General features: G+C 72.3%; 10 protein-coding genes. 2 read left to right on the top strand and 8 right to left on the bottom strand.

Going from position 1 to position 12433, the window contains the following annotated elements; translation table 11 throughout:
- Positions 1-138: 138 nt before the first annotated feature.
- The 6 genes from NON00_RS07485 to NON00_RS07460 all read right to left on the bottom strand — a co-directional run bounded on the left by NON00_RS07485 (position 139) and on the right by NON00_RS07460 (position 4765).
- Entirely contained in the window at positions 139-972 is an 834-nt protein-coding gene (locus tag NON00_RS07485) for a phage capsid protein (protein WP_256019234.1), read from the bottom strand.
- 232 nt (positions 973-1204) lie between these two features.
- Complete coding sequence (locus NON00_RS07480) at positions 1205-1963, bottom strand: capsid assembly protein (RefSeq protein ID WP_256019233.1); 759 nt, start codon at positions 1961-1963, stop codon at positions 1205-1207.
- A 7-nt stretch (positions 1964-1970) separates the two neighbouring features.
- Positions 1971-3398, bottom strand: a complete 1428-nt coding sequence (locus NON00_RS07475; RefSeq protein ID WP_256019232.1) for a portal protein — start codon at positions 3396-3398, stop codon at positions 1971-1973.
- A 4-nt stretch (positions 3399-3402) separates the two neighbouring features.
- On the bottom strand, positions 3403-3636 hold the full coding sequence (locus NON00_RS07470) for a hypothetical protein (RefSeq protein ID WP_256019231.1): 234 nt from the start codon (positions 3634-3636) through the stop codon (positions 3403-3405).
- Positions 3637-3788: 152 nt separating this feature from the next.
- Positions 3789-4331: a hypothetical protein gene (locus tag NON00_RS07465; RefSeq protein WP_256019230.1), complete on the bottom strand. Its 543-nt coding sequence runs from the start codon at positions 4329-4331 to the stop codon at positions 3789-3791.
- Entirely contained in the window at positions 4328-4765 is a 438-nt protein-coding gene (locus NON00_RS07460; RefSeq protein WP_256019229.1) for a hypothetical protein, read from the bottom strand. Before NON00_RS07460 ends, NON00_RS07465 begins: the two co-directional genes overlap by 4 nt.
- 124 nt (positions 4766-4889) lie before the next feature.
- Between NON00_RS07460 and NON00_RS07455 the strand changes: the two genes are divergently transcribed.
- Entirely contained in the window at positions 4890-5540 is a 651-nt protein-coding gene (locus NON00_RS07455; RefSeq protein ID WP_256019228.1) for a helix-turn-helix transcriptional regulator, read from the top strand.
- Between the two features lie 127 nt (positions 5541-5667).
- On the opposite strand, the gene NON00_RS07450 is transcribed toward NON00_RS07455, so the two are convergent.
- Together NON00_RS07450 and lysK are read right to left on the bottom strand one after the other, a co-directional pair.
- On the bottom strand, positions 5668-7617 hold the full coding sequence (locus NON00_RS07450) for a lysylphosphatidylglycerol synthase domain-containing protein (RefSeq protein ID WP_256019225.1): 1950 nt from the start codon (positions 7615-7617) through the stop codon (positions 5668-5670).
- Complete coding sequence (lysK, locus tag NON00_RS07445) at positions 7614-9371, bottom strand: lysine--tRNA ligase (protein ID WP_370688688.1); 1758 nt, start codon at positions 9369-9371, stop codon at positions 7614-7616. The genes NON00_RS07450 and lysK overlap by 4 nt, the downstream gene beginning before the upstream one ends.
- Positions 9372-9536: 165 nt before the next feature.
- Between lysK and NON00_RS07440 the strand changes: the two genes are divergently transcribed.
- Complete coding sequence (locus tag NON00_RS07440; protein WP_370688687.1) at positions 9537-12422, top strand: ATP-dependent DNA helicase; 2886 nt, start codon at positions 9537-9539, stop codon at positions 12420-12422.
- Positions 12423-12433 lie beyond the last annotated feature (11 nt).

The raw sequence follows: 12433 nt of genomic DNA, 5'->3' as shown, positions 1-12433 counted from the left end.
GCCCCGGCGCGGGGGGGGGGGGGGGGGGGGGGGGGGGGGGGGGGGGGGGGGGGCGGCCCCCCCCCCCCCCCCCCCCCCCGGGCCCGGCCAGGGCGGGTGCGCGGGCTGCGCCCCGGCCCTGGCCGGCAACCGGAAGAATTATTCGGCGCAGCGCATGCGGACGACGCCGTTGGTGTCGATCAGCACGGCGCCCTGGCTCATCATGTTGTTGACGAAGTAGGCCGCGCGGTCGCCGTGCCAGGAGATGTCGGTCGCCACTTCCTGCGCCACGGCATGGCCGACCGAGGTCTTATGGTAGAAGTAGCAGAAGCGGGTGGAGCCGCTCAGCGTCAGGCCCGAATGCGGCATCCAGGTCGCGCCCAGCCAGCGCTTCATCTGGACGCCCTTCCAGGGCAGTTCGCTGTCGCCGATGTACTGGGTGTTGGCGAATTCCTCGATCTGCAGCAGGTTGCTCCACTGCTTCCAGCCGACGACGGCGTAGCGGTTGCCGTCATCCGGCACATCGGCGGCGCCCAGCATCTCGAAGGCCAGCAGCACCTTGGCCTTGGTCAGGCCGTCGCTGTCGGTGGTGCCGGTGGCGGTGCCGGTCGCTTCCTGCGTCGCGGTGTCGAGGGCGGCGATGATCAGCTCATCGGTCTTGCGGCCCAGCGCATAGGCGCCGGCGCTGGCGACGACCTGGCGCTCGTCGATATTGACCTTCAGCTCGTCCAGGCGGTCGATCCACTCACCCGCGTAGTAGTCCTGCAGGAAGCATTCGACGTTGGAGTGGGAGAGGTTCATCACCGGCACGGAGCCGTTGCGCGCCTTGGCGGCGGCGGTGCCGCGGCCGACGATGGGGAAGTTGGTCGAGGCGCCGCGCACGCCGGTCTTGCTGCGCACCGTCGGGCGCAGCTTGGAGCCCTGGCGCTGGTAGGACTCGTGCACCTCGGACTCGAACTGCTTCACGAAGACCTGGTCGATGGAAGCGGACATGCCGTATTCCTTCAGGAAGGGCGTGAATGGAGAGGGTGGTGGCCCGCCGCGCGCGGTTCCCCGTCTGGGCCGCGGCGCGGGCTGTTCCGTGGCGCCCATGCGGGGTTACGCCACGGCGAAAGGGGATGCCGGCCGGCAGCGCCGGCCGGCCCTGACAGAAAAAAGAAGAGGGGGCACGGGGGAGAATTCATTCTCCCCCGTTCACTTCCTTCCTTTCCCTGACTGAGATCTTTCAGCCGTTCCGGCCGAAGAGCCGCTGGAAACCATCGGTGACGCGCTTGACGTATTCCGGCTCGCGGGTGCGCCAGTAGCGCGGGTCGCGCATCATCTTGCGCAGTGCCTGCTCATCGATGCCGTCCGGCGCGTCGGCCTTGCCGGCGAGGCTGGGCTCGGCCTTGCCCATCATGCGGTGCAGGGCGAGCACGCCTTCCGCCGTGGTGGCCAGCGCCTCGAAGACCGGCCTGGCGAGATTGGCGCGCCCCCAGGCGGCGATCTGCGGCGCGAGGCGCTGATAGGCCTCCGGCCCGCCGAATTCCTGTTCCAGCTTCGCGCGCTGCTTCTGCGCCTCGTAATCGGCGGCGGCCTCGGCGATCAGCGGCAGCAGCCGCTCGGCCGCGAGGTCGTAGACAAGCTGCACCTGGGAGCAGGTGAAGCCCGCATCATGCAGGCGCTTGTTCACCTCCGGGTCCGGGCCACAGAGTTCGTGCCTGGGCTGCACGTCATAGCCATCCGGCGAGTCGGGCACGCCGAGGGCGCGGCGGAAGCGGGCCTGCTCCTCCGCCGGCGAGTCGGGGCCGGGGGCGACGAAGCGCTGGGACAGGCGCTTCTCCAGTTCGCGGTAGGACTTCAGCAGGGCGTCCACGCGCAGCGTATTGGTCGCCGGGTCCCAGAACTTCTCTGGTACATTCCCTGGCACATTCCCTGGCACATCCTCCGGGCGGGCGGCGCCGGAAGCGGCGTCCGGCGCGGTGTCCAGCAGGTTCTCAGCCATGCGGCTGTCACTCCTTCGCGGGGGTCAGGATGCCGGCCGGCGCGGCGAGCGTGCGGGCCAGGTATCGGGTGGCGGCGGCGAGATCGACCTGCGCCACCGCCGGCGCCCCGAGCGCCGCGACCGCCTGCAGGAAGAGCAGGGTGTTCGCGGCGTCCGAGCGGCCCTGAACGCGGGCCAGCGGCGAGTCGTAGGTCAGGCGGACCTCGCGGCCATCGAGCAGCAGCGGCGGCACCTCGCCGCGGCGGCGCAGGATGGCGAGGCAGCGGGCGAGCAGCGGGGTCAGCAGCTCGGCCTGCAGGCGGCCATAGGTGGCGCCGAGCAGACGCGCGGTTTCGGCGCTGCGTTCCAGCACCTCGGTCGCGGTCATGGCGGCGTTGCGCGGCGGGCCCAGCCGGTCGGCCAGCAGGGCGGAGCGGATGCGCGCCCGCAGGTCGTCCAGCACCAGCTGCGAGATGTCGAAATTGCCCGGCGCCGCGAGCGGGGTCAGCCCCGCCGAGCCGGGCGCCTTCGGGATGATGGCCCCCGGCACGAGGCGGATGGTGGCCGGGTTCAGCACCCCGTCATCCTCCGCCTGCCAGATGCCGGTGGCGGCGATGGAGGCGTTCTTCAACACCAGCTCCACCACCTTGTTGGCGGTGCGGATGTCGGGCAGCGCCTTCATCACGGGGCCGCGGCCATAGGCCTCGCCCGGCGCCTTCATCCAGCGGAAGGCGATGAAGGGGCTGTCGAGGAAGCGCCCCTCGGCGAGCGGCAGGGCACGCCCATCCTGCTCCAGCACGGCGAGGTAGCCGCAGCCGGCGCGCTCGGGCCAGACGGCTTCCACCACGCGGTGGCGGCGCGGCTCCTGGCCCTCCTCCGCCTCGGCCAGCAGGCCGGGCGGCAGCACGGCGCGCGGATAGCGCACGGCGATCGCCGCCGCATCCATCCGCACGCTGCGGTAGACGGTGTCGAGCCGGCCGGAGGCACCCTCCTCCAGCACCGCCTCGCGCAGCGGCACGGCGGTGAAGCGCAGCGCGGAGAGGCCGCCGGGCGGCGCCTCCTCCACCAGCAGCACGCCGGTGCCGGCGACCACGAGGTCCAGGAAGGCCTGGTGCATCTCGACGGCGAAGTTGGAGCGGTCGAGATGCCCTTGCAGGGTCTCGACCGCCTGCTCCAGCGCGGCGGCGGCGGCGGCGGCCTGCGGCCCCTCGGCCAGTTCGCGCGAGGGGGCGAGGCCGAACCAGCGCGACCAGGGCGGCGTCAGCTCGGCCAGCAGGCTGGCGGCGAGCTGCTCGGCCGCGTCGGGGGCGGTGGCGTCATAGAGCATGGCGCCGCCACTGCCCGGCGTCTCGGCCAGGACGTGGTCGTAGCATTCCTGCCAGACGCTTTCCCAGGGCCGGCGCCGGGTGAGCGCGGCCTGGTAGCGCGGCAGGAGGGTTTCGGGGGTGAGGCTCATGCACTCATTCCCCGAGCAGGGTCTTGCGGGTGCCGGCCAGCCTGGCCGGCACGGGGTCCAGCACACCGCGCGCGGAGGTCGCGATGGTGCCGGCCAGCCCGCGGCGGGCGCGCTCCTGGCTGTCCACGCGGGCGGTCTCGGCGACGGCCTCCGGGCTGGCGGTGGTGCTGGCAGAGGGGGTAGCGGCCGGCGGGGTCGTGACGACCACCGGCTTCGGGGCGCGGAACAGGCCACCCATGCGCGTGCGGGCTCCTCTGCGGTGCGGCGGGAAGCGGAAGCGACCCCCCAAAAAGCCGCGCGGCCCGCCGGAGTGTCCGGCGGGCCGCGCGCAGTCTGCGGGGGATCGGGAGGATGCCGCCGGGCGCAATTCGCCCGGTGACAGGGGTTTTCTTACGCCCTCAGCGGGGCGGAGTCAATGACTTTTTTCCTATCGTCCGCCATTTTCTCCAACTTCCGGTAGAAACCATGCGGCGTCAGCGCCACAGGCGCCCCGGCCCCGAGCAGGGAACGGCAGATGGACACGCAGGAGAGAGGAATCATATCCGGCAGCCAGGAGCAGACCGGCGGCCCGGGATCGAAAGGCCCAAGCACCGTCAGCCCGGCCCGGCGGTAGAAACCCGGCAGGTCGAAGCCCGGCACGAGATCCGGCCGCGCCACCAGCAGCCGGCCGGAAAGCGGCTCCACCACCGTCCATCCGCGCTCATCCTCGATGGCGGCGAAGCAGTGGCGGAAACCGGGGCGGAGCAGCCGCATCCACAGCCGGTCCGCCCGCCCGCCAAAGCCGATCCAGACGCGCTGCGCCCCCTCGGCCAGGAGATGGCGGGGGGCGATTCGCAGGCCGCGGGAGGGGGAGGATGGGGGAGGAGGATCGCCCCGTGGCGGGGCTGCCTCCTCCGGCGCGGGTTCATTCCCCTGGGGGGTCAGGCCGCTCACGGCGCGGCGCGCCCCGGCCAGGGCAGCACCACCGATTCCTCCGGCGCCCGCAGGGCCGGGCCATCGACGATGCCCTTCACCCGCAGCGGCCAGTCGAGGCGGGAGAGCGCCTCGGTCCAGATGCGCCAGTCATTCTTCTCGGCCGCCGCGCGCGGGTCCGGCGCCTGCCCCCGCTCGCCCCAGAGGCGCAGGATGCGGGCATGGACGAGGTCGATTCGCCGCTGGCGATACAGGCGGTCCAGGCACTTCAGCACGTCATCGGGCTCACAGGGGCGCTGGGCGCGGCCGGCGCCGGCCACGACGCGCGCGCCCTCACGCCGGGCGATCAGGGCGGACATGGTCCAGAACCAGGCCTCCTCGGCGCTGGCGAAGGGCTCCGCCTTGGCGAGGGAGGCCAGGACCGGGGCGCCGTGGGTGCGGGGGGCTGCTGACATCGGGGATCTCCTCGCCAGAGAGTTGATTACCCCTTAATCCTTACGACTTCGTTTATAGGCGTCAACACCTATGTGTGATGATCTTCCTATTGTGTTCGGACGAGGAACCTAGGATGATCCACCCATGCGTCATGATGACATCTGGCGGGCCGTGGATGCCCTGGCGGCGGAGCACGGCCTCTCTCCCTCGGGGCTTGCCCGCAAGGCCGGGCTCGACCCCACGGCGTTCAACCCGTCCAAGCGCATTGGCGCCGATGGACGGGCACGCTGGCCCTCCACCGAGTCGGTGGCCAAGATCCTGGCCGCCACCGGCACGGATATGGACAGCTTCGCCGCGCTGGTCACCGGCGCGGCCTCCGCCCTGAACAGCGGCCCGCGCACCCTGCCGGGCCGGCGCATCCCGCTCATCGGCCTTGCCCAGGCCGGCGGGGATGGCTATTTCGGCGATGGCGGCTACCCCGTCGGCGGCGCCTGGGATGAGATCTCCACCCCCGAACTCTCCGACCCCAACGCCTATGCGCTGGAAATCTCCGGCGAGAGCATGGAACCCGTGTTCCGGGACGGGGATATCATCATCGTCTCCCCCAACGCCCCGGTGCGGCGGGGGGACCGCGTGGTGGTCCGCACCCTCAAAGGTGAGGTGATGGCCAAGGAACTGCTCCGCCAGTCCGCCCGGCGCATCGAACTCGCCAGCCTCAACCCGGCCCACCCGAATTACAGCTTCGACCTCAGCGAGATCGCCTGGATCCATCGCATTCTGTGGGCCAGCCAGTAAGGGCAGATAAAGAGGTTCTTTTTGAAAGAAGAATTTTTCTTTCAGTTGGCGTTCCGCCTCAGGCCTGAAGCGGGACGCCAAACTGAAAAAGTCTTTTTGCTTCTTTTTCTTCAGAAAAAGAAGATTCTTAAATCTTAAATTCACTCAGTTGCGCCAGCAGGGCCTCCGGGTCCGCACCAGCGGGCAGAACCAGGAAGCGGCCATCGCCCAGCGCATGCCCGGCGAGGCCGGTATCCTCGTAGAGCCGCAGCATCTCCGGCCCCACCTGGTGGAAGGCGTGGCCCACGCCGTTGCGCTCGCACAGGTCGCGGAAGCGCCAGAGCACGGCCAGCCGCCCCGCCTCATCCCCTGCCGGGTCGCCCAGCCCCACCCAGACATCGGCGAGCTTGAGGAAGGCAAAGCCCGCACCCGACTCGGCGAAGAGCGCGCCATCCGCCTGGGGCGGCACGCGGGCGCCGAGGGCGGCGAGCCGCGCCTGCGCCGCCATGTCATAGGCGGCGGGGCGGATGCGCGCCGGGCGCAGCAGCCGCAGCGCCGCCACCACCAGCAGCACGCCGGACAGGCCGACGGCGAAGCGCAGCGTGTGCGGCGTCTCGGGCCGGAAGGGCACGGCCCACCAGGGCTCATCCGCCACCGGCTCGCGCCAGCCGATTCGCGCCAGGGTCAGCGCCGCGCCCAGGCTGATCGCCAGCGGCAGCAGGGTGGAGGCGGAGAGCGGCTCCCCCGTCACCCGGGCATGGCGGTAGAAGGCGGTGCGGATGCAGGCCAGCAGCCCGGCCAGGGCCAGGAAGCCGCCGGAGATGAACCAGGGCTCGCCGCGCAGCAGCGCCACCAGGCCGCCCAGGAGCAGCAGCACGATGCCGCCGACCCAGGCGAGGCGCAGCCGCCGCAGCATGCCATAGGCCGCCACCAGCAGCAGCGAGCCGATCAGCGAGGCGGCGAAATGGCTGGCCAGCGCCGCCCATTCCCCGGCCCAGAGGGCGAGGCGCGAGCCGCGCGCCGGCAGCGCGCCGATGAACAGCAGCGCCGCGCCGGCCAGCCCGGAGAGGCCGGCCAGGGCCGGGCCCTCCAGCGAATCCGTCACCCGCGTCTCGGGGCCGATGCGCGTCAGCAGGTGGCGGCGCTGGTTGATCTCAAAGCCGGCGAAGAGCGCCCCGGCCAGGAAGAGCGGGATGATGTAGTAGTAGAAGCGGAACAGCAGCAGCGCGCTGATCACCTGCGGCGCCGGGATATAGGGCTGCAGGCCCACCAGGATGGCGGTGTCGAAGACGCCCAGCCCGCCCGGCACATTGGCCGCCAGCCCGGCCGAATAGGCGGCGAGGTAGAGGCCGACGAAGCCGAGGAAGCCCAGCCCCTCCGCCGGCGGCAGCAGGGCGTAGAAGATCATCGCCGTCACCGCCACATCCACCGCGGCCAGCACGGTCTGCGCGCAGGCCATGCGGAAGCCCGGCAGGTCGATGCGGTGGCCGAAGGCGGTGAAATGCGGCAGGAAGCGCGACAGCAGCAGATAGCCCGTCACCACCCCGACCAGGACGAGGCCGAGCAGGCGCATCAGCCAGGCCGGCGTATGGGTGCCGGCCCAGGGCACCACCTGCGGCTCCAGGATCAGCACCACCCCGCCCAGCGCCATGGCCCCCAGCCCGAAGGTCAGGCTGGTGAAGGCGATGACCTTGGCGATCTCCCCCGGTGAGAGGCCCCAGGCGGCATAGAAGCGGTAGCGCACCGCGGCCCCGGAGACGGCGGCGACGCCGATATTGTGCGCCAGGGTGTAGGAGCAGAAGGCCGCCAGCGAGGTCCGCAGATAGCTGACCGGCCGCCCGGCATAGACCGAGCCGAGCCGGTCATAGATGGTCAGCACGGCATAGGCCAGCACGGTCCAGCCCGCCGCCACCCAGAGGGCGCGGGCGGGCATGGCCTCCAGCGCCACGCGGATCTCGGCGAGGGAAAGGTGGCGGAACTCCCGCTGTACCACGAAGACGGCGCCGGCCAGCAGCAGCAGGCCGAACACCGTCGGCGCGTGCCGCCGGAGGACGGCCCAGACGCCCGGCCGCCGGAACGCGGCGAGCAGGCGGGTCACGCCGCCGGGCTCTCCGGCGCCGCGGCGGGGGTGGCGTCAGCCAGGGGGCGGGCCAGGGCTTCCTCGACCAGGCGGATCGTCTCCGGCACGCCATAGGCGGCGGCGAGGCTGCCGAAGCGCGGCCCCTGATCGGCCCCCACCAGCACCTGATACAGCGCGTTGAACCAGCCGCGCGCCACGCCGGGGGAGCCGTCCTTCATCACCTGGATGAAGGGCTCGCGCCGGCCGGCGTCATAGACATCGACCTGGATGCGCTCGGCCTGCGGCAGGCCGGGCGGCAGCGCCTCGATTTCGTCCCTGTGTGCGCGCAGCAGGTCCACCAGCGCCTGGAAGCAGGGACGCTCCTCCGCCGTTGGCGCGCGGGGCGTGAGGCCGGGCAGCACGAAGTCCCGCGCATAGGCCACGGCGTATTCCACCAGCTGGCCGAGCAGCGGCTGCGTCTCGGGCGTGGCGCCGGGGGCGTAGTTGCGGACGAATTTCCACAGCCGCTCCGGCGTGTCCGCCGCCGCCACGGTGGCGAGGTTGAGCAGCATGCCGAAGGTCAGCGGCGGCTGCGGCGAGTTGGTGAGCGCCCCGCCATAAATGTGCCAGGCCGGTTGCGCCGCCATCTGCCATTCCAGCGGCTGCGGATCGGCGGCCTTCACGCCCCCCTCCTGGCCAGCGGCCACTCCAGCATCCACTGGGGAAGCCACCGTTGCCTGGAGGCGCAGCAGGGTTTCGCGCGACTGGAGGAAATCGTCGGTGGCGCGCGGGATGACGTCGAAATGCAGCCGCTTCGCCCGCCCGGGCTGCTGGTACATGAAGTAGGAGAGGCTCTCCGGCGGGGCGTAGCGCAGCCATTCCTCGATGGTCAGGCCATTGCCCTTGGACTTGCTGATCTTCTGGCCCTGGGCGTCGAGGAACAGCTCATAGGTCAGGCTGACCGGCGGCTCCGCCCCCAGCACACGGCAGATCTGGGAGGAGAGCTTGACGCTGTCGATCAGGTCCTTGCCGGACATCTCGTAATCGACGCCGAGGGCGAACCAGCGCATCGCCCAGTCCGCCTTCCACTGCGCCTTCACATGGCCGCCGGTGACGGGGCTCTCGAAGCGCTCCCCCGTCTCCGGGTCGCGCCAGACGACGCTGCCGGAGTGCGGGCGCAGCTCCTCCATCGGCACCTGCATCACCACGCCGGTCCTGGGGTGCACCGGCAGGAAGGGCGAATAGGTGGCGCGGCGGTCGGGGCCGAGGGTGGGCAGGATCACCTGCCGCACCTCCTCATGGCATTCCAGCATGCGCAGCAGGGCGGCGTCGAAGCGGCCGGAGCGGTAGTAGTCGGTGGCCGAGGCGAATTCGTATTCGAAGCCGAAGGCGTCGAGGAAGGCGCGCAGCCGGGCATTGTTGTGGTGCCCGAAGCTCTCATGCGTGCCGAAGGGGTCGGGGATGGCGGTCAGCGACTTGCCCAGATGCGGGCGCAGCAGCTCGCCATTCGGGATATTGTCCGGGATCTTGCGCAGCCCGTCCATGTCGTCCGAGAAGGCGAGCAGCCGGGCCGGCAGGCCGGTCAGGCGCTCGAAGGCGCGGCGCACCCAGGTGGTGCGGGCCACCTCGCCGAAGGTGCCGATATGCGGCAGGCCCGAGGGGCCGTAGCCCGTCTCGAACAGCGCCGCCGGTTTCCCCGCCGCGGCGATGCGATCGGCGACCTTGGCGGCTTCCTCGAAGGGCCAGGCCTTGACGGAACGGAGAGAGGGATCGGCGCTCATGCCCCGCCCCATGCCAGCGCGGGGGCACGCGGTCAACGCACTGTCATGCGGGTCTGCCTTCCCTTCCTTGCGGTGCCATCATATTCGCCGGGCATCTTCGCCAGGGTCTTTTGGCCTCTTTTGGAAAAACCGGGGGTGCTCCTGGCCTTGTTCGCCTTTTGCCCCTAGGGTTCCGGCGTGTCCCGCGCCCAAGGGCCCGCCAGCGCCCTCCCCCCCCGCCTGCTGCTGCCCGCCGCCCCGGCGCTGGTGACGCCCGCCCCCGGCCGCGCCACGCTGCTGACGCCGGATGGCGAGCTCTTCACCCCCCGCCCGGCGGAACTGCCCGCCCTGCTGCGGGAGATGGGGCCGCCCATCCTCGTCCACGCCCCCGCCACGGCGAAGCGCGTCAACCTGCCCGCCCTGCCCGGCGCCTGGGACCTGCTGGAACTCTTCGCCTTCTGCCTGCCGGCGCAGCCGGTGCCGCCGACGCCGCGCGGCCTCGCCCTGGCGCTCGACATGGCGCCGCCGGCGGATGACGAGGCCGCCGCCGCCCTGCTGCCCGAGATCGCCACCGAGCTGCTGCGCCGCCTCGCCCGCGCCCGCAACGCGCCACTCAACCGCGAGGCCGCCGCCCTCGCCGCCCGCATGGCCCAGGCGGCGGACTGGCCGTGGACGGAATCGGTGCTGGCCGCGCTCGGCCAGCCCTCCGCCCGGCCGAGCCAGGACGCGCTGAAGGTCTGGCGCACCCTGCCGGACTGGGAGGAGAAGGCCCCGCCCCCGCCCCCCGCCAGCCTGCCCGTCACCCCCGCCGAGGCGCGGGCGCGGCTGGCCGAGATCCTCGGCGAGGGGGCGGAGCAGCGGCCCTCCCAGGCGGATTTCGCCTCCGCCGCCTCGCTCGCCTTCGCCCCGCGCGACAATCCCGGCGAGCCGCGCCTGGTGCTGGCCGAGGCCGGCACCGGCACGGGCAAGACGCTGGGCTATGTGGCGCCGGCCAGCCTCTGGGCGGAGCGCAACGGCGCCCCCGTCTGGATCGCCACCTACACCCGCAACCTGCAGCGCCAGCTCGACCAGGAGCTGGCCCGCCTCTACCCGGAGCCGGAGGAGCGGCGGAAGCGCGTCGTCATCCGCAAGGGGCGGGAGAACTATCTCTGCCTGTTGAACTATGACGAGGCGGTGACGGGCGCCATGGCCGGGCGGCTGGTGGCGCTCGGGCTGGTGGCGCGCTGGGCGCTGGCGACGCGGGATGGCGACCTGCTGGGCGGCGATTTCCCCGGCTGGCTGATGGAACTCTTCCCCGCCGGCGCCATCGCCCTGCTGGCCGACCGGCGCGGCGAATGCATCCATTCCGCCTGTCCGCACTGGAAGCGCTGCTATGTCGAGCATTCCATCCGCCGCGCGGCGGGGGCGCATCTGGTGGTGGCCAACCACGCGCTGGTGATGGTGCAGGCCGCCCTCGGCGGCGGCGAGGACGGGCCGGCGCTGCGCTATGTCTTCGATGAGGGGCACCACCTCTTCGATGCCGCCGATGGCGCCTTCTCCGCCGAGCTCTCGGGCGCCGAGATGGCGGAGCTGCGCCGCTGGCTGCTCGGCAATGAGGGCGGCCGGGGCCGCGCCCGCGGCCTGCGCCGGCGGCTGGAGGAAACCCTGGCCAGCCATCCCGCCCTCGCGCCCCCGCTGGACCTGATCGAGCACGCCGCCCGCGCCCTGCCCTCCCCCGGCTGGTGGGACCGCTGGGCCGCCCTGCCGGAGCAGGAGGCGGAGCGCGCGGAAGACCAGGACGAACCGCCCGAGGACCCGCGCGGCCCCGCCCTCCCCGCGCCGGGCATCCCGCGCCCCCGCCCTTTCCAGGACAGCGTGCCGGCCGAGGATTTCCTGCGCGCCATCCGCGCCCAGGTGCTGGCCCGCACCGCCGAGGCGGACCCGCTCTACGACGCCGAATGCGACCTCCACCCGCTGCTCGACGAGGTGACGCCCGCCGCCGTGGCGCTGGAAGTGGCGCTGGAGCGGCTGCGCGACCCGCTGAAATACCTCGGCAAGCTCATCACCGACCTGCTGGAGGACCCGGAGCAGGAGCTGGAGACCGGCACCCGCATCCGCCTGGAAACCGCCAGCCGCAGCATCGAGCGCCGCGCGCTGATCCCGCTGGCCGCCTGGATCGCCATGCTGCGCCGCCTGCACGAGGCGCCGCCCGAGCCGGGCCAGCGCCCCACCTATGTGGATTGGTGCGCCCTCACCCGGCGCGAGGGGCGCGATAGCGATGCCGGGCTGCACCGCCACTGGCTCGACCCTACCCTGCCCTTCGCCACCCAGGTGGCGGCGCCGGCGCATGGCGTGCTGATCGCCTCCGCCACGCTGCGCGACGCCGCCCGGCGCGACCCGGAAGCCGCCTGGATCGAGGCCGAGCAGCGCACCGGCGTGCAGCATCTGCCCATCCCGGCGGTGCGCGCCGCCGTGCCCTCCCCCTTCGACTATGCCGCCAATACCCGCGCCTTCATCATCGAGGACATGAACCGCGACAGCCCCGGCCAGGTGGCGGCGGCCATGCAGCAGCTCTTCGTGGCCGCGGGCGGCGGCGCGCTCGGCCTCTTCACCGCCATCCGCCGGCTGCGCGATGTCCATGCCCGCATCGCCCCCGCCCTGGCCGAGGCCGGGCTGCCACTCTACGCCCAGCATGTGGATGCCATGGACAGCGCCACGCTGGTGGACATCTTCCGCGCCGAGGAAGATTCCTGCCTGCTCGGCACCGATGCGCTGCGCGACGGGGTGGATGTGCCGGGCCGCGCCCTGCGCCTGCTGGTCTTTGACCGCGTGCCCTGGCCGCGCCCCTCCATCCTGCACCGCGAGCGGCGAATCCACCTCTCCGGCGGGCGGCCCTCGGGCTATGACGACGCCATCGCCCGGCACCGGCTGCGCCAGGCCTTCGGCCGGCTGATCCGCCGCGCCGATGACCGCGGCGTCTTCGTCCTGCTCGACCCGCGCACTCCCTCCCGCCTGCTGGCCGGACTGCCGGAGGGCGTCACCCCGCGCCGCCTGGGCCTCGCCGAGGCGGTGCGCGAGACAACCGCCTTCCTGGCGGAACGTTGAACCGCGCACGC

This window comes from Roseomonas sp. GC11 (assembly GCF_024437745.1).
In the GTDB taxonomy this organism is placed as follows: domain Bacteria; phylum Pseudomonadota; class Alphaproteobacteria; order Acetobacterales; family Acetobacteraceae; genus Pseudoroseomonas.
The sequence above is the reverse complement of the archived record's forward strand: the minus strand, read 5'-3'. Positions and strand labels throughout refer to the sequence as shown.